Source organism: Streptomyces spectabilis, from assembly GCF_008704795.1.
Lineage (GTDB): Bacteria > Actinomycetota > Actinomycetes > Streptomycetales > Streptomycetaceae > Streptomyces > Streptomyces spectabilis.
Window position 1 is genome coordinate 8208946 of record NZ_CP023690.1, and the last position, 17071, is coordinate 8226016.

Annotated in this window: 18 protein-coding genes; 10 read left to right on the plus strand and 8 right to left on the minus strand. The window is 71.6% G+C overall.

What is annotated here, in order from left to right; all coding sequences use genetic code 11:
* Positions 1–31 precede the first annotated feature (31 nt).
* Genes CP982_RS35110 through CP982_RS35120 form a run of 3 tightly spaced genes read left to right on the plus strand, consistent with a single transcriptional unit; the run spans position 32 to position 2129 of the window.
* Positions 32–640, plus strand: a complete 609-nt coding sequence (locus CP982_RS35110; protein WP_150514145.1) for a VOC family protein — start codon at positions 32–34, stop codon at positions 638–640.
* Complete coding sequence (locus CP982_RS35115; protein ID WP_150514146.1) at positions 637–891, plus strand: hypothetical protein; 255 nt, start codon at positions 637–639, stop codon at positions 889–891. The genes CP982_RS35110 and CP982_RS35115 overlap by 4 nt, the downstream gene beginning before the upstream one ends.
* A complete protein-coding gene (locus CP982_RS35120) occupies positions 888–2129 on the plus strand; it encodes an FAD-dependent monooxygenase (RefSeq protein WP_150514147.1) in 1242 nt (413 codons plus the stop codon). Before CP982_RS35115 ends, CP982_RS35120 begins: the two co-directional genes overlap by 4 nt.
* A 70-nt stretch (positions 2130–2199) precedes the next feature.
* Here CP982_RS35120 and CP982_RS35125 read toward each other — a convergent pair whose 3' ends face one another.
* The 6 genes from CP982_RS35125 to CP982_RS35150 all read right to left on the minus strand — a co-directional run bounded on the left by CP982_RS35125 (position 2200) and on the right by CP982_RS35150 (position 8288).
* Entirely contained in the window at positions 2200–3066 is an 867-nt protein-coding gene (locus CP982_RS35125; RefSeq protein WP_150514148.1) for a LysR family transcriptional regulator, read from the minus strand.
* Positions 3067–3371: 305 nt separating this feature from the next.
* Positions 3372–4373, minus strand: coding sequence for a zinc-dependent alcohol dehydrogenase family protein (locus CP982_RS35130; RefSeq protein ID WP_268255514.1), 1002 nt, complete (start codon positions 4371–4373; stop codon positions 3372–3374).
* Positions 4374–4413: 40 nt separating this feature from the next.
* On the minus strand, positions 4414–5118 hold the full coding sequence (locus CP982_RS35135; RefSeq protein WP_150514150.1) for an HAD family hydrolase: 705 nt from the start codon (positions 5116–5118) through the stop codon (positions 4414–4416).
* Positions 5115–5942: a carboxymuconolactone decarboxylase family protein gene (locus tag CP982_RS35140; protein WP_150514151.1), complete on the minus strand. Its 828-nt coding sequence runs from the start codon at positions 5940–5942 to the stop codon at positions 5115–5117. Before CP982_RS35140 ends, CP982_RS35135 begins: the two co-directional genes overlap by 4 nt.
* Before the next feature lie 22 nt (positions 5943–5964).
* Entirely contained in the window at positions 5965–6798 is an 834-nt protein-coding gene (locus CP982_RS35145; protein ID WP_150514152.1) for an AfsA-related hotdog domain-containing protein, read from the minus strand.
* A 35-nt stretch (positions 6799–6833) separates the two neighbouring features.
* The gene (locus CP982_RS35150; protein WP_212669203.1) at positions 6834–8288 is read right to left on the minus strand and encodes a hypothetical protein; all 1455 of its coding nucleotides are present in this window, start codon (positions 8286–8288) and stop codon (positions 6834–6836) included.
* A gap of 624 nt (positions 8289–8912) precedes the next feature.
* On the opposite strand from CP982_RS35150, the gene panD reads away from it, so the two are divergent.
* From panD to CP982_RS35170, 4 genes are all read left to right on the plus strand, one after another.
* The gene (gene panD, locus CP982_RS35155; RefSeq protein WP_150514153.1) at positions 8913–9338 is read left to right on the plus strand and encodes an aspartate 1-decarboxylase; all 426 of its coding nucleotides are present in this window, start codon (positions 8913–8915) and stop codon (positions 9336–9338) included.
* Positions 9339–9415: 77 nt separating this feature from the next.
* Complete coding sequence (locus tag CP982_RS35160) at positions 9416–9775, plus strand: GNAT family N-acetyltransferase (protein ID WP_150514154.1); 360 nt, start codon at positions 9416–9418, stop codon at positions 9773–9775.
* A complete protein-coding gene (locus CP982_RS35165; protein ID WP_184925351.1) occupies positions 9769–10425 on the plus strand; it encodes an aspartate/glutamate racemase family protein in 657 nt (218 codons plus the stop codon). The genes CP982_RS35160 and CP982_RS35165 overlap by 7 nt, the downstream gene beginning before the upstream one ends.
* A 149-nt stretch (positions 10426–10574) precedes the next feature.
* Positions 10575–10775: a hypothetical protein gene (locus tag CP982_RS35170; protein WP_150514155.1), complete on the plus strand. Its 201-nt coding sequence runs from the start codon at positions 10575–10577 to the stop codon at positions 10773–10775.
* A 10-nt stretch (positions 10776–10785) separates the two neighbouring features.
* Here CP982_RS35170 and gndA read toward each other — a convergent pair whose 3' ends face one another.
* Complete coding sequence (gndA, locus tag CP982_RS35175) at positions 10786–12225, minus strand: NADP-dependent phosphogluconate dehydrogenase (RefSeq protein ID WP_150514156.1); 1440 nt, start codon at positions 12223–12225, stop codon at positions 10786–10788.
* Positions 12226–12399: 174 nt separating this feature from the next.
* Between gndA and CP982_RS35180 the strand changes: the two genes are divergently transcribed.
* A complete protein-coding gene (locus CP982_RS35180; protein ID WP_150514157.1) occupies positions 12400–13371 on the plus strand; it encodes an acetylxylan esterase in 972 nt (323 codons plus the stop codon).
* Between the two features lie 120 nt (positions 13372–13491).
* Positions 13492–14808, plus strand: coding sequence for a transglycosylase family protein (locus CP982_RS35185; protein WP_150514158.1), 1317 nt, complete (start codon positions 13492–13494; stop codon positions 14806–14808).
* 84 nt (positions 14809–14892) lie between these two features.
* On the opposite strand, the gene CP982_RS35190 is transcribed toward CP982_RS35185, so the two are convergent.
* Positions 14893–16050 carry a DMT family transporter gene (locus CP982_RS35190; protein WP_150514159.1) on the minus strand — a complete coding sequence of 386 codons (1158 nt, stop codon included), beginning with the start codon at positions 16048–16050 and terminating at the stop codon, positions 14893–14895.
* Positions 16051–16289: 239 nt separating this feature from the next.
* Here CP982_RS35190 and CP982_RS35195 point away from each other — a divergent pair, with 239 nt between their 5' ends.
* Positions 16290–17039, plus strand: coding sequence for a (2Fe-2S)-binding protein (locus CP982_RS35195; protein WP_184925354.1), 750 nt, complete (start codon positions 16290–16292; stop codon positions 17037–17039).
* The last annotated feature ends 32 nt before the right edge of the window (positions 17040–17071 follow it).

A 17071-nucleotide genomic window follows, 5' to 3' on the forward strand; every position in this document is an offset into this window, starting at 1 on the left:
CGCAGCGCCCCGCCCCATCTCAGGAGGAGCATTGGCAACCGCGTCACCGTCCGCCCGCCCCCGGGCCGGCGCACCGACCCTGCGCGTCAACGGGGTCGACCATCTCGCGTACGTCACCTGGAAGCCCCGCGCCACCGTCGAGTTCTACACCCAGGCCCTCGGAATGCCACTGGTGCACGCCATCACCGCCAACGGCTGGGTCACCGAGGACTACCCGGACTTCGTGCACTTCTTCTTCGACGCGGGGGCGGGCAACCGCATCGCGTTCTTCTACTACTTCGGGCTGCCGGAGGAGAGCGCCCCCAGCGACCTCATGCACCGCTCCCGACATGTGGCCTTCCACGTCGACACCGAGCTGGAACTCCACGCCTGGCGCGAGTGGTTGAAGGCCAGCGGCATCCGTGTCACTCGGCCGCTCGCCCACGAACTCATCGAGTCGATCTACTTCGACGACCCCAACGGCATCCAACTGGAGATCACCCGCCCTCTGCGCGCGATGTCCGACATCGACGCCCGGGACGCCGAACTGACGGTCAGGGCGCTCGCCGACGTCGCCGAGTCCCCGCGCCCGTCGGTGGAATCGCTGTGGCGGCGCAAGGCGGAACTGATCCGCAAGAGCACGGAAGGAGCTGGTCTGTGAGCCTCGCCCTGTACGTGCTCGACGTGCCCGAGTTCCAGCCCGTGGTGCGTGCCGCCGAGGCCGCCGGCCTGACCACACAGCACGTCGGTGACTACGTCGAGCTGCGCACGCACGAACCGGAGGCCGTGCTCCGCCGTGACGGTGCGGTGATCCGCGCCGCGGTGTGGCACGCGGCCCTCACCGGTGGCCTCGATGGCCGCATCGTCAGCTTCACCTCCGACACCCTCCACCTCGCCAAGGAGACGGGATGAGCGCGAGCACGGACAGTTCCGCAGGCCACCCGGTCCTCGTGGTGGGCGCCGGCCCGGCGGGCCTCAGCGCCGCCCTGGCCCTGCGCGCCGCCGGATTGCCCGCCGTGGTCCTGGAACGCCGTACGGAAGGCGCCGTTCGACCGGGCAGCCGTGCCGCCTATCTGCACGGCGCCTCGCTGCGCGAACTGGAGCGGCTCAGCCCGGGACTCGGCCACGAAGTGGCCGGCCGCGGCCTGCTGTGGGCGACGAAGCGCTCGTACTGGGCGGGCGAGGAGATCTACGCCCGCACCTACCCGCAGACGGCGCGCGGGGGACTGCCGCACTTCACGAGTCTGCCGCAGGTGATCACCGAGGACCTGATGGTGGCCGCCTGCCGCATGCAGGGCGTCACGTTCCACTGGGACGTGGAGGTGGCCTCGGCGCGGAGCACTGCCGAGGGCGTCCTGCTCACGGACTCGGCCGGACGCGAGTGGCGGTCCGACTACGTGGTGGCCGCCGACGGCTCGCGCTCCGTGCTGCGCGCCGCATGCGGCAGCCCGCTGGAGGGGCCGCGCTCCCCGAACACCTTCGTGGTGGTCGACCTCGAGGACGACCCGGAGCACCACCCCATGCCGATCGAGCGGACCTTCCACTACCGGCACCCGGACCTCGGCGGCCGCAACGTGCTGACCCTGCCCTTCGCGGGCGGTTGGCGGGTCGATGTCAACCTACGGGTGGACGACGATCCGATGCGGTTCCTCTCTCCGGAGGGGCTGCGCCGCTGGATCCCGCGGGTCCTGCCGGAGGCGTACGGCGAACGCGTCCGCTGGGTCTCGACGTACCGGTTCGCCCAGCAGGTCGCCGCCGACTTCACGGACGCCCACCGGCGGATCCTGCTGACGGGCGAGGCGTCCCACCTGTTCGCCCCGTTCGGCGCCCGGGGGATGAACTCCAGCATTCCTGACGCGGTCCGCGCGGTGGGGGCGGTTCTCCAGGCGCTGGAAGCCGGCCGTGACCGGGCCGCCGCCGGGGCGGCCGTCAGCCGCTTCGCCCAGGAGCGCAAGGAGGCGGCCCTCTACAACCGGGCCTGCGCCGGTTCCGCGCTGGACCACATGCTGGCCCGCAGTCCGTCCCTCTGGCTCCGGCAGCGCGCCGCGGCAGCGGTCGCCACGGTCGGCCGCAGGGCGGGCGAGTGGCTGGACTCCGCGCCGTACGGGCCGAAGCTGACGGCGCGCGGGGCGGCCCGCAGCTCGTACTGAGCGGCGGCGGATCCACCTCCGGCGGTGGCCTCTCGCGCGCGGGGCAGCGAAGACCAGTCCTGCCCTCCGCTCAGGGCGGAGAGACAGGCGCGCTTTCCAGGACGGTCCGGGCCGCCACCCGCGCCGCGTCCACGACGGACTCGCGGGCCGTGGCGGAGAAGGCCAGGTACACCGGCAGGGGCGCCGGCGCGGGTCCCAGGGAGCCGGGCGGCGCCTGGCGGATCGCCGGTTGCTTCACATGGGCGTTCGCGCATAGGGCCGTGTAGGCCAAGCCGGCCTGGACGGACGCCAGCAGGGCCACCGGGTCGGCGCACCCGGTGAGGGAGTACCAGGGGACGCTGTTGCGATTGAGGGTCTCGGCGATGTGCAGGCTGAGCGCCGAGCGGCCGCCGAGCAGAGCGATGGGTATCCGTTTTCCGGCTGTCAGCGACGCGTGGCCGAACCAGTCGAGCCGCAGTCGCCCCAGCAGGTCGGAGCGGGGGGTGGCCGTGCCGAGCAGCAACGCCGCTTCGAGCTCCCCCGTGCGGACCCCGTCGGCGAGCGCGGAGCTCTGGCCTGTGACCATCGAGCACCGCATGTGGGGGCGCTCCACCGCCAGCCGGGTGAGCATCGTCCCCAGCCCGTCGGCGAAGTGGGTCGAGCAGCCCATGGTGAACGAGTCCTGACTGGACAGCGCCGACACGCGGCTGATGACGTCGTTGTTCAACATGATGACGCGCCGGGCGTGCGCCACCAGTTCCCGGCCCACCGGAGTGAGCATGGGGGGCCGCTTGGCGCGCTGGAACACGGGCGCCCGGACGATCGACTCAAGGCGCTGGATCTGTTGGCTGACGGTCGGCTGGGTGACGTGGAGCGACTGTGCGGCCCGGGAGAATCCGTCCTCGTTGACGACGGCCAGCAGAGTGCGGAGAAGTTTCACCTCGATGTCGCGCTGCATCGTTGACTCACACCTGTTCCGGTGGTGACGGTGTCGTCCGCCGTTCCGCACACCATGCCCGGTGAGCACGGACGATCCACCGTCACCTCCTTGCGGGACCTACGGCCTCGACGGCCGGTCAGTCCCACTATGAGTCGTCCGGTCGATGCGTTGCCATCCCTGTTGGCACACGGGAGTTTTCCGCCCGCGCACTGCGTTGACCAGCGAGTACGTCGGGGAGGGCAGCCATATTTACCCTGCGGGAGCGAAGCGCCCTACCCTGGCGGCCGGCTCCGCGGGACGCGGCCCGCGTCGCTGGACGGAGCTCAGCCCGCGTCGACGACGATCTTGCCGATGTGCACGCCGGACTCCAGGTACCGGTACGCCCGGTCGATCTCGTCGAACCCGAAGCGCTTGTCGATCACCGGCCGCAGGCCATGCCGTTCGACCGCTCGGTTCATCTCCTCGAACGACTCCCGGCTGGCGTTGGTGAGCCCTCTCAGGGTGAGCTGCTTGGCGAGCACCAGCAGGGGATCGAGACCGCTTCCGTGCGCCAGCACGCCCACGACGCTGATGTGCCCGCCCACCCGAGCGGCGTTGACGGACTCCGGGAGGGTTCCGGCGCCGCCCACGTCGACGACGTGATCGACACCGCCGGCGGTGAGTTCGGCCGCCGCGGTTCCCCACGCGGGCGTCGTCACGTAGTTGATCACATCCGTGGCGCCGAGCGCCTTGAGGGCCTCAAGCTTCTTGTCGGAGCTGGAGGTGGCGACGGTCCGGGCACCGGCCAGCGACGCGAACTGCAGCGCGAACGTCGAGACGCCGCCGCTGCCCTGGGTGAGCAGACTCGTGCCGGGCGTCAACCGGGCTTCCTCCATGACTGCCCGCCATGCGGTGAGACCCGCGCTCGGCAGCGTGGCGGCTTCACCGAAGTCGAGGTGCGAGGGTACGGCGACGACGGCGTCCTCGCCGAACGTCACGTACTCCGCCAGCACACCGTCCACCGTGCCGCCGAGTTCGTCCGCGGTCCTGCCGGGGGTTCCCGGACCCGACAGCCACCGCGGGAAGTAGAGTCCGACGACGCCGTCGCCCGGCGCCCACCGGGTCACGCCCGCACCGACCCGCACGACCTCGCCCGCCCCGTCGGAGAGCGCCACCACGTCGGGCTTCACCGGCTTCGGATAGAGCCCTTTCGCGATCATCAGGTCACGGAAGTTGACCGACCATCCGCGCATACGGACAAGCACCTGGCCGGGACCGGGTTCAGGGATGTCGCGTTCCCGTCGAACCAAGCCGGCACCTGGCTTCGCTGTGCAGAAGAGTTTCACGATTGATCCAAGTCTCGAAGGGGGGAGTCCGTCATCTCCGTCATCTCGTGCTCCAGTGGCTCGACGTGGCGAGTTCCCCGTCGATACGTGCCAGCAGTCGCGGCGTGATCTCGCTGAGCGAGCTGACGATGTGCCGCACCCCGCCCTCCACCATGAACTGGTGTTGCCGCCGATGAGCGGCGCCGCTGGGGAAGCCGACGAAGCCGGACCCGTGTTCCCGCGCGGCTTCGGCCACCCGGCTGACGTCGTCTATGAAGACTGCCTCGTCGAAATCGCAGCCGATGACGTCGCGCACGATCCACGCGACGCCCGGTCTGTGCTCATTGATGCTCACGTAGGGGTGCTCGGGGTCGAGGAGGCCCACGACGTGCCCGAGGTGGTGGTCGAACGTGTGCTCCCGCTTCCGCCCGCCGTAGCAGATCACCCGGACGTCGAGGTTCCGGAGCGATGTCAACAGGTCCACGACACCGTCGCGGGCCTTGATGGGCCGCTCGCGCAGATACTGCTCCCGTTCCGCCCAGATCGCCGCGAGCGTGTCTGCGACCGGCTGGTCGAGGCCGCAGAGCCGCCCGATGCGTTCGGCCACGACCACGTCCCGCAGACCGACGATGTCCCGCTCGGCCCGCGCGTCGTAGCAGCCCCCGTGCCGGGTGACGAAGCGCTCGATGACGGCCAGGTAGGTGTCATTGATGAGTACGCCGTCGCAGTCGAGCGCGACGAGACGAACCTTGCGGATCTCGTTCATCGGTCCTCGACGCGGTCGGCGAACACTTCCCGCGCCACTGCCATGGCGTTGAGCGCTGCCGGGAATCCGGCGTAGAACGCCACGTGCAGCACCGTCTCGACCACCTGCTGCCGGGTGCCGCCCACGTTCAGCAGTCCGTGGATGTGCACCTTCAGCTGTGGCAGTGCCGAGCCGAGCGCGGTGCAGGCCGCCACCGTGACGATCTCCCGACGGAGCAGGTCCAGATGCGGCCGAGGGTAGATCTCACCGAAGGTGAACTCGATGATGTACCGCGCGAGGTCGGGCGCGATGTCCTGGAGAGCCGCCACCACCTGCTTGCCCGCTTCGCCGTCCACCTGCTGCATGACGGCAAGGCCGCGTTCGTACCGGTCGTCCTCCGCACCCGATGACCGTGTGGGGTCCGCCTCGTCGGACGGGCTTTCCGCCTTCCCCGGTTCGGCAAGGAGTTCCTTCACCGCCAGGAGCGCGTTGAGCACGGCTGGGAAACCCGCGAACGAACTGACCTGGATGATGGACTCGATGATCTGCCGCCGGTCGCAGCCGACGTTCAGTGCGGCTTTGGCGTGGAACCGAAGCTGCGCGGACGCGTATCCGAGAGCGGTCAGCGTGCCGATGGTGGCCAACTGCCGTTCCGCCAGCGAAAGCCCCTCCCGGTGGTAGACATTCCCATAGATGAACGCGACGCACTGCTCGCCGAACGCGCCCTCGTTCACGCTCTCGAACAGGTCGAGAACCGCCGGGCGTTCCAGTTCGCCCATGCGCCGCATCAGATGCAGTCCCCGATCGAAATCCGACCTGGGTTCGGTCCCCTGCTTGTCAACCATCTCCGCTCCCTTTCCTTGCCCGTCAGAGTCCTTGAGGCCCGGCGAGCTGCGATTGAACGGCCCCGGCCGCCTTGCGGTGTTCCAGAAGGTCGATACGTTCCTGTTTGACCATGGAGTACTCGATTTCGGCCCTGGCCACGACCCCGCCGTTCTGGCGCGCCGACGTCGTCGTACGGAACCGAAGACTGGATTTCCTCGCCTCGTCGAACTCGGTGATCACGGAGTGCACTTCCGCGTGGAGCGGGAAGAGGAAACTGTCGAAGCTTATGTCGATGCGGTGCCATATGCCCGCGTACTCGGATGGCGATCCGGGCCGGTGGCTCGTCTCGAACTGCGCGGTGCAGATCTGCCGCATGGCCTCGACGATCAGCATTCCTGGAACATGCCGCGTGGCGTGATGGTCAAGGAGGTGCTCGTTGTCCCTGTGTATTCTGAGCCCGGCCGCACAGTGCGTCGCCGAAAAGTTCCGGAAATCCGCGAGCAGGACGTTCTCCGCGCGATGCTTGTGCACCACTGGGGGCCGTACCGGCCGGGAGAGCGGAAGTCCCGGGGCCGCGAGGCGCATTCCGGATCCCTTCTTGGTCGCGCCGTCGTCCAACAGCGCGTCCAGATCCGATCGCTCGATTCCCTGGCCGAGGTGCAGCATCCATTCACCGTCGGCCGGCTCCGCCTTGCCGGCGGCGGCCAGCGCGGTGCACTCCGAGACCGTAAGGACCTGCTCGCCATCGGCGAACTGCGCAAACCTGTCCGCCACCAGAATGACATGCCGTAAGTCACCTCCTTCGCCTTCGCCTTCCGGTCGCGACCGACTCGATCGACGCCGATCCGCAGCGGCGCCCGCCGACTCATGAAGCACGATGTTCCCCCTTCGCCACCGGGCCCGCCCCGATGTCAGACAGACATTTGTGCGCTTGACAAGGAATCCATCAAGTCCCGGGCCGCCTTCGTGTGCTGCCACCGTGGGGCGGCGAGTTCCGTGGCCACCGCCTTCAGCACCGCGCGCACCATGTCGGGCTGCTCGCCGACATCCGTGGAGAGAAACGGTTCGAGCTCGGCAGCGGCGCCGTCGAGCTCGCCGAGGCGCAGATAGGCGCGGGCCTTCTCGATCCGGATCATCAGTTCCATCACTTCCCACCGGAGCTCCGGTGCCAGGGCCCCGTATGCCTGGCGTGCGGTGCGGAGTTCCTTCAGCGCGAGATCGGTACGCCCCACCGACAGCAGTGATGTTCCTGCCATGTAGTGCCGTCGGTCTTTGCTGATGTTGAAGAACCGGTCCTCTTCGGCGATCGCCGGGTCGACGTCCTCGATCCTCGCCCACCGTCCGACGGCGTCGAGAACCCGCTGCTCCGCCTGAACGGTTGCCCACCCTCTTGCCTCCGCCAGGATCAGCGGTCCGTCGGCCATGCCTTTGCCCACCCTGGCGGCCAACCCGTCCGCGGCGAGGCGGGCGGACTCGGCGCCATTGCCCGCCCAGTACTCGACCCGCGCCTGAGCGGTGCGGACCCAGCGCCGCGCGAGCGGGTCATCGGCGTACTGGTAATAGAGCCAAGCTGCGGAATTGAGTTCCTGCGCGGTGTCGTACCGTCCCAGATCGGCAGAAGTCCATGCCATCATCGCGCAGCACTTCGCGCTCATCACATACAGATCTCGTGTCTGCTTCGGCCGTTGACGGTTCTTCAACAGGGCCGCCGCCCGCTCCCGCACCAAGGACAACTGACGGAGAACGGATGCGGGCGGAGCGTGCGCATAGGCGTTGCCGAGGTAGGTCATGTCCGACCACAGGTCGTCCAGCTGGACGTCGTCGACGTTTGTCTTGGTCAGAATCATGGCCTCGGCCAGCACGTTCTCCCCGACGACCGCGGTCGCGCGAGAGGGTGTGGGCACCGCGGCCCCCTGCGGTTGCTGCCCGGTCACCGCGACGGACGGCGTGCCGGGTGCTCCCGCCGCCGCAGCGTGGTACTCGGCGAGATAGCCGGGTGGCAGCTGCTCCAGATCGCAGAGATCGAGCAGATCCCGAAAGCCCGCGCCGTACACCTGGGCCAGGGTGCGCAGCGCAGGCAGGGTCGGCCGGACACCACGGTCCGGCCACTGCTCGTATTCCCAGATGCGAGAGCCGCGCATGCCCGCACCCGCGTCCCCGCGAATGACGTTGTAGTGACGGGCCGCCTGGTCCAGTGACAGATCGGCTGCCAATCGCCATGCGGTGCGCGGTCGGATCTGACACTTCGCGATCAAGTGTTCCGCGACCCGGGCGGGGATGATCTCTTCTGGAAATCCCAGAGCGGCCAGACGATCACGCAACTGCCTGCGGTGCGCCTTGCTTCCGGGTTTGGCCTGCCGACCCATTACTACTCCAACGATGCCGACTGTTCTCTGCGTGTGGACGCGGCGCCGAGGGGACGGAAGGATCCCCGGAGGCGTGCGGACAATTGACGCTCCGTCACGGCAGTGGCAACTGGGGAGGGTTTGCCTACCGGAAACGACTGTACGAAGCGTGGTGCAGGCACTCAACGATGTCTTTTCGCTGCCGAAAGGAATGAGCCAGTTTTGTGGTGCGGCAGAAATAAATCAGGGTGGTTCCGGTTGGCCGCTGATCAGCCGTAGGAATCGCGGCTCTCCTACGAGAGGCGAACAGACAGGCAGTACACGCAGGTGGACGTTGGCAGGAAGCCCTCCTGGCGCTACCTCCCCGGCGCGTCGGTCCACCCCATTCGAGTCAATCTGATGTATCTCGCCGCCGGTTGGATCGGAAAAGCCGATCTCGCGGCGCGCCGACAAATACTACGCAGTTTTTGCAGGGCCATGGGCGAGTCCTTACGTCATGCGCACAGCAAACGGAGAGGGCGCGGCCTCGGGGAATCCCGCCGCCCAGCGAGGGCTGCCCCGGGCGCGCGGCGGGATGTAAGGTGCGGCCCTAGCACTTGACCTGCAAAAAGGCAGGCAGGGAGCCCACACCTCAGGAGTACCCCGATGCTTCGCACCCTGTTCAAATCCAAGATCCACCGCGCCACGGTGACCCAGGCCGATCTGCACTACGTCGGCTCCGTCACCATCGACGCCGACCTCCTGGAGGCGGCCGACCTGCTGCCCGGCGAGCTCGTCCACATCGTCGACGTCACCAACGGCGCCCGCCTGGAGACGTACACCATCGAGGGCGAGCGCGGCAGTGGTGTCATCGGGATCAACGGCGCGGCCGCGCACCTCGTGCACCCCGGCGATAAGGTGATCATCATCAGCTACGCCCAGGTCGACGACGCCGAGGCCCGTGCCCTGCGGCCGCGGGTCGTGCACGTCGACGAGGGCAACCGCGTCGTGGCCCTCGGCGACGACGCCGCCGCGCCGGTGCCGGGCGCCGCCGACATGGCGCGCTCCCCACAGGCGGCGGCGCGCGCCTAGCGGCACCGCGCGACGGCACCGCGCGACAGCGGTACGGCCAGACGGCGCCCGGCCGGGCGCGGCGAGGAGCGGCGACGATGAGCGACACCGAAGCGGCCGGGCGGCCGTTCGGCATCCGGGACGACCGGGCGCGCGGCCTCCTGCTCGCCGAGGAGGACGGCCGGGTCGTCGGGCAGATCGTCTACTTCACCCTCGCCGCGCCCGAGCCCGCGCTCGTGCCGGTGCACACCGAGGTGCCGCCCGCCCACGAGGGCCGCGGCATCGCGAGCGCCCTGGCCGCGGAGCTGTACGCGCGCGCGGCCCGCGAGGACCGCGCGGTCGTGCCGCTGTGCCCGTACGTCGCCACGTGGGCGCGGCGGCACCAGGTCCCGGCGCCCTCCCCGGCGCTCGTCGAGGCCGCGCTCGCCAAGGTCGAGGACGACCCGTCGACATGGTGACCCTCGCGCTCCTGCACACCTCGCCCGTCCATGTGCCGGTCTTCGACGCACTCCGGGACGCGGACCATCCGGGACTCGCCCTGCGCCACCTCGTGCACGAGGAACTGCTCGACCGCGCCCGCCGCGACGGGCCCGAGGCCGTCGCGGACGAGCTGGGGTCGGTCCTGGAGCGGGCCGTCGCCGACGGCGCGGGCGCCGTCCTGTGCACCTGCTCGACCATCGGAGGCGTCGCCGAGGCCCGCGCCGCCGCGCTCGGCGCGCCCGTACTGCGCGTCGACCGGCCCATGGCGGCCGCCGCCGTCACGGCGGGCCCCGCGGTCACCGTCCTCGCCACGGTCGCCAGCACCCTCGGGCCCACCGTCGCCCTCCTGACGGAGGAGGCCGAGCGCGCCGCGCGCCCCGTGGACGTGCGTACCGTCGTGGTGGACGGCGCCTGGGAGCGCTTCGAGGCGGGGGACCGGGACGGGTATGTGAGCCTGATCGCCGCCGCGGTCGAGCGGGCGGCCGCCGACGGCGCCGACGTCGTCGTGCTCGCCCAGGCCTCGATGGCGGACGCCGCCGCCCGCGGTGCCGTCCGTGTGCCGGTCCTCGCGAGCCCGCGCCCCGGCCTGCGTGCCGCCGCCGCGCTGTGCGCAGGGCCGCGCCCCTAGTGGGCGTGCGCACCGCCGGGAGGAGTGGACTCGGCGCGCGCGGGCACGCGAGGCGGGAGAGAGTGGGGGCCTGCGGCCCCCGCGCCGCCACGGGCGGTCGTCTCCGCCGGAGAGGTGCCGGCCGCCTCCACCCGCCGATGGGAGGAAGCATGACCAACCCGTTCCCCGACCCCGTCCCGCCGGGCCCCACCCCGGGGCCCCTCCCGGACCCCGGCCCGGAGCCCGCGCCCGACCCGAGGCCCGCCCCGGGCCCGGTGCCCGTGCCGCAGCCCCCGCCGTCCCCCGTGCCGAAGCCGCCGGGCCCGGACCCCGTACCGGATCCGGACCCGACGCCCGAGCCGATGAGCTGAGGCCTGCGGGCTACGCCTCGACCTCCGAGCGGTCGCCGCCCCACAGCGTGTGGAACGACCCCTCGCGGTCCGTACGGCGGTAGGTGTGCGCGCCGAAGTAGTCCCGCTGCCCCTGCGTGAGAGCGGCGGGCAGCCGCTCCGCGCGCAGCGCGTCGTAGTAGGCGAGGGCCGCGGCGAAGCCCGGCGCGGGCACGCCCTGCCGCGTCGCGGCGACGAGCACGGCGCGCCAGTCGTCCTGCGCCGCGCCGATCTCGCGCGCGAAGCCCTCGTCGGCCAGCAGGCTCGGCAGATCGGCGCGCGCGTCGTACGCGGCGCGGATGCGGTCGAGGAACGCCGCCCGGATGATGCAGCCGCCGCGCCAGATCGAGGCGACGGCGCCCAGGTCGATGTCCCAGCCGTACTCCGCGCTGCCCGCCGCGATCTCGTGGAAGCCCTGCGTGTACGACACGATCTTCGAGGCGTACAGCGCCTGCTCGACGCGGTCGGCGAAGGCCGCCGCCTCCTTGTCGGACAGCGGCTCGGCGGCCGGCCCCGCCAGGCCGCGCGAGGCGGCGCGCAGATCCGTGTGCCCCGAAACGGATCGGGCGAACACCGCCTCCGCGATGCCCGACACCGGCACGCCCAGGTCGAGCGCGATCTGCACGGTCCAGCGGCCGGTGCCCTTCTGCTCGGCCCGGTCCGCGACGACATCCACGAACGGCTTGCCCGTCGCGGCGTCCACGTGCGCCAGGACCTCGGCGGTGATCTCGATCAGATAGGAGTCGAGGCGCCCCCGGTTCCAGGTGCGGAAGATGTCGGCGATCTCGGCGGGGGAGTAGCCCGCGACCTCGCGGAGCAGCTGGTACGCCTCGGCGATCAGCTGCATGTCCGCGTACTCGATGCCGTTGTGCACCATCTTCACGAAGTGGCCCGCGCCGTCCGGGCCGATGTGCGCCGTGCAGGGGCTGCCGTCGGCGGCCTTCGCGGAGATCTTCTCCAGCATCGGGCCGAGCGCCGCGTAGGACTCGGCGGAGCCGCCGGGCATGATGCTCGGGCCGTTGAGCGCGCCCTCCTCGCCGCCGGAGACGCCGGCGCCGACGAAGTGGATGCCGAGCTCGCGCAGTTCGCGCTCGCGGCGGCGGGTGTCCGCGAAGTGCGCGTTGCCGCCGTCCACGATCATGTCGCCCGGTTCGAGCAGCGGCGCGAACTCCTTGATGACGGCGTCCGTCGGCTCGCCCGCCTTCACCATGACGACGAGGCGGCGCGGGCGCTCGAGCGCCGCGACGAACTCCTTCGCGGTCTCCGTGTACACGAAGTCCCCCTCGTCGCCGAACTCGTCGACGAGCGCGCGGGCCTTGGCCGCGGTGCGGTTGTGCACGGCGACCGTGAAGCCGTTGCGGGCGAAGTTCCGGGCGAGGTTGCGCCCCATCACCGCGAGACCCGTGACGCCGATCTGCGCTGAACTGCTCATGTGCTGGCTCCTGGGTTCCTGGGAGGTCCGAAGTACCGCGACCGTCCGGCGCACTGCCCGACGTGCCGCGCATGTCATGGGTGACGCATGTGTCGTAGGTAACGCGTCCGCCCGTCAGTATCACTCCGCGGCGTACCGTGACCTTGGACACCGTGCCCGAAGGAGGAGCCGCCCGTGCCGCATTTCGACCTGCCGCTCGACCAACTGCGCCGGTACCGCCCGGACCTGCCGGAGCCCGAGGACTTCGACGCCTTCTGGGAGAAGACCCTCGCGGCCGCGCGGGAGCACGACCTGGACGTCCGGTTCGCGCCCGTGGAGGTGCCGCTCGCCTCGGTCGACGTCTTCGACGTGAGCTTCGCGGGCTTCGGCGGCCACCCCGTCAAGGGCTGGCTGCTGCTCCCGGCGGGAGCGCGCGCACCGCTGCCCGCGGTGGTCGAGTACATCGGGTACGGCGGCGGACGCGGCCTTCCGCACGAGCGACTGCTGTGGTCGGCGGCCGGGTTCGCGCACTTCATCATGGACACGCGCGGGCAGGGCAGCGGCGGCTCGGTGGGCGACACCCCCGACCCCGTGGGAAGTGCGCCGGCGTACCCGGGCTTCCTGACGCGCGGGATCGAGGACCCGCACGACTACTACTACCGCCGCGTCTTCACGGACGCCGTGCGGGCCGTCGAGGCGGTGCGGGCGCATCCGCTGGTGGACGCCGCGCGCGTGGCCGCGGTCGGCGACAGCCAGGGCGGCGGCATCACGCTCGCCGTCGGCGGACTCGTGCCGGACCTCGCCGCGATCAGCCCGAACGTGCCGTTCCTGTGCGACTTCCCGCGCGCGGCGACGCTCACGGCCCGGCCTCCGTACCGGGAGATCGGCCTGTACCTGCGGGCGCGCAGGGGGAGCGAGGACCAGGTCTTCCGCACCCTTTCGTACTTCGACGGCGTGCACTTCGCGGCGCGCGGCCGTGCGCCCGCACTGTTCTCGGCCGCCCTGGAGGACGAGACCTGCCCGCCGTCGACGGTCTTCGCCGCCTTCAACGCCTACACGGGCAGCGAGCGGTCGATGGAGGTCTACCGCTTCAACGACCACGAGGGCGGGGGCGTCTTCCTCCAGGATGTGCAACTCCGGTGGCTTCCGGGGCATTTGAGGAAATGACCAGTTCAACGCCCTCTCGGCGCCGCACTCTTGTCACAACGACGACGGACCGGCTAGCTTGCGCCCTGTCCTGTGGCTGACGTGTGACCTTGCGTACAACGCGTGTCTGAGGGGGCTTTCATGGCCTTACGAGGCCGGCATCGCCGGTACCAGCCGAGCCGGATCAACCGTGCCTCGCTCACCGTGACGGCGGGCGGCGCGGGCATCGCGCTGCCCCTGGTGTCCGCGGGCACGGGCCACGCGGCGGACGTCGACACCTGGAACAAGGTCGCCGCCTGCGAGTCCACGAACAACTGGAGCATCAACACCGGCAACGGCTTCTACGGCGGCCTGCAGTTCACCCAGTCCACCTGGGAGGCCTACGGCGGCACGCGGTACGCGCCGCGCGCCGACCTCGCCACCAAGGACCAGCAGATCGCCGTCGCGGAGAAGGTCCTCGACGGGCAGGGCCCCGGCGCCTGGCCCGTGTGCTCGGTGCGGGCGGGCCTGACCCGGGGCGGCGACACCCCGGACATCAAGCCCGCCACGGCGCCCCAGAAGCGCACGGGCACGGCGAACGACGCCAGGGCGGAGGGCGGACGCACCGCGCCGAAGCCGCCGCGCACCGTCAAGGACGTCAAGCCCGAGGTGACCCCGCAGTCCGCCGCGGGCACCGCCCGCATGTACACGGTGGTGCGCGGCGACACCCTCTCCGGCATCGCCGACGAGCGCCGGGTGCGGGGCGGCTGGCCGCAGCTCTACCAGAACAACCGCCGTGCCATCGGCGACGATCCGGATCTCATCACCCCGGGCCAGCGGCTCTCGCTGCGCGGTGCCGACGGCAAGGAGAAGCGCCCCGCGCGGCCGCCCGAGCGCAGGAAGCCGGAGGGCAAGGAACGCCCGGCGCGGCCGCCCGAGCGCGCGCCCGAGAAGCAGCGCGCGCACGCCCCGGCGAAGCCCCCCAAGCAGCAGGAGAGGAAGCAGGCCAGGCCCGCCCCGAAGCGCGACACGGCCCCCGCGCGGCAGAAGGCGAAACCGGCCACCTCGGCGCAGTCGGGGGCCACGGCGCCCGTCGCCGCGTCGATCGGCACGCCCTACCGCGCGTCCGGCAGCTCCTGGTCGAAGGGCTACCACACGGGCGTCGACTTCCCCGTGCCCACGGGCACGTCGGTCAAGGCCGTCGCCGCGGGCACGGTCGTCGAGTCCGGCTGGGGCGGCTCGTACGGCTACCAGGTCGTCATCCGGCACACCGACGGCAGGTACTCGCAGTACGGCCACATGTCGGCGCTCTCGGTGAAGGCCGGGCAGAAGGTCGTCCCGGGCCAGCGCATCGGCCGCTCCGGGTCGACCGGCAACAGCTCGGGCCCGCATCTGCACTTCGAGATCCGCACGGGCCCGGGCTTCGGCTCGGACGTCGATCCGCTGGCGTATCTGCGGGCGCGCGGCGTCCGCATCTGAGCCGCCCGCGCCCCGGGCACACGTACGCGCCGGGCCCCGGTCTCCGTGGGAGACCGGGGCCCGTACGAGTGCTTCCGCTGCCGGTTACGCGCGCGCCGTCCTGGCGTCCGCGCGCGGGAACCCCTGCATGACCGGCTGCATCGGTACGCCCGCGAGCCCGGCGAGGCCCTCGGGCAGGAACGACTGCTCCGGGGCGGCCTGTTCGCCCGGCCGTGCCCGTGTGCCCGCGTCGGCGGCGGGGCGCTCGTCATGGCCTGGCGGGCGCTGTTCGATGACCGTGGACGCCGTCTCCTCCGCCGTGGCGGGGGAGACACGGGCGGCCGGGGCCGAGCGGGCCACCGGCTCCGCGGGCCGCTCGTCGCGGGGCGCGGCCGGTGCGGCGTCGTCGCGGGCCGCGGCCGGGGCCGCCTCCGCCCCGATGCGCTCCGTGGTCAGCAGGATCAGGCCGCCTCCCGCGATCACACCGCAGGTCAGCGCCACCGCCGTACCCATGGCCCCGTAGCGGAAGGATTCGCCGAACAGGGTGAGGCCGACCGCGGCCGCTATCACCGGGTTCACCACCGTCACCGTGGACAGCGGCGCCGCGAGGCCCGCGCCCCGGTAGGAGGCCTGGGACAGGAGGAGTCCGGCCACCGCGAGCACCGCGATCACCGCGAGGCTCGGGACCTGCCGGGTCAGCGGCTCGTGGGCGTCCCAGTCCACCGCGACCGTCTTGGTGAAGACCGAGGAGATGCCGAAGGCGATGCCCGCCGCCGTGGCGAGCAGCACGCTGCGGACCGCCGGGTGCCGGTGCACCGCGTGCGCGAGCAGCATCAGACAGACCACGGCCCCGCCCGTGCCGAGCGCGAGCATGACGCGCTCGGTGTCGGCCAGGGACCGGGAGTCGGCGGCCTGGGTCAGCGAGAGCAGGCCCGCGAGGCCGAGCGTGGCCATGAGGGCGCCGCGCCAGGCGGTGGCACCGGCCTTGCGGCGCACGAACACCGCCGCCATCGGCAGGGCGAACACGATCGTCAGGGCGCCCAGCGGCTGCACCAGGCTCAGCGGCCCGTAGGCGAGCGCCACGACGTGCAGGAGCCCGCCCAGGCCGTTCAGGACCACCGCGACCCACCACATGCCGCGGCGCAGCGGCGCGTACGCGTGCTGCGAGGCCTTCGCCGCCACCTGCTCCTGGAGGATCGCCCCGCCCGCGTACGCCACGGCGGAGACGAGGGAGAGCAGGACGGACAGCGCGAGGGCGCTCATGAGGCGCTCCGCCGGTGAGGGCAGCGCCGGTCGGCCCGGTACGTGTCGTGCCCGAACGTCCGGTGCGAACGGTGCGGCGTGCGGTCGGCTTCCATGTTCACCACAATGTCGCGCGGAGCGCGCCAAGTCGTCGTCCCTGAGCAGTCAATCCGTCCTACTACCGATGGAGTACGACCTCCCGTATGTCCTCCCCAGGTCTGGTTACCCACGAGGTCGGGGGCTTCTGATGTACTGCTGCGGTGACATCTCGCAGCCCTGACATCGCCTGGGACGTGGTCGGATCCGTCGGCGGCTTCTTCGCCCTGCGGACGGGGGAGCCGCCGGAGCGGACACTCCCCATGGTCGCACGCGTGTACGAGATCGGCAGGGCGGTCACGGAGGGTGACCCGCTGTCCTTCCGCGTCACCAAGGTCGCCGCCCGGCTCGCCGCTCCCGAACCGCGCGTCGCGGCCTCCATCGCCCACCTCGGCCTCGCCGCCCGGCTGTGGTCCCTCGCGCTCGGCCCGGCCGCCCTGTACGGGCGCGTGCCCGACCTCGATCCGCGCCTGCTGCGCTGGGACGCCGACGGCAGCTCGCCGGACGACCTGTGGCTCAGCGGCGACGGCACCTTCCCGGCCGACGCCGCGCGCATCCGGGACGTCGTCCTGGACGGCCACCTCGCCCCGCTCGCGGCCGCCCTGCGCGCCCGCTACCGCGTCTCCCCGGCCCTCCTGCGCGGCAACGCGGGCTCGGCCCTCGCGGGCGCCGCCCGCGAACTCGACGCCTGGGCGCGGCGGACCGGCCGCCCCGACGTGGGGCAGCGGGCGCTCGCGCTCGCCACCGACCTCTTCGCCCTGCCGGAGCTGCGCTCCACCGGCACCCTGGACGGCACCGCGTTCCGGCGGCGCAGCTGCTGTCTGTACTACCGCTGCCCGAACGGCGGCCTGTGCGGCGACTGCTGCTTCGACCGGCCGCCGCAGCGGTCTTCCCTCGAAGCGCCCGCTGGGTGACCATGAGGGGGCCGGCCGACGACGGGGGGCTC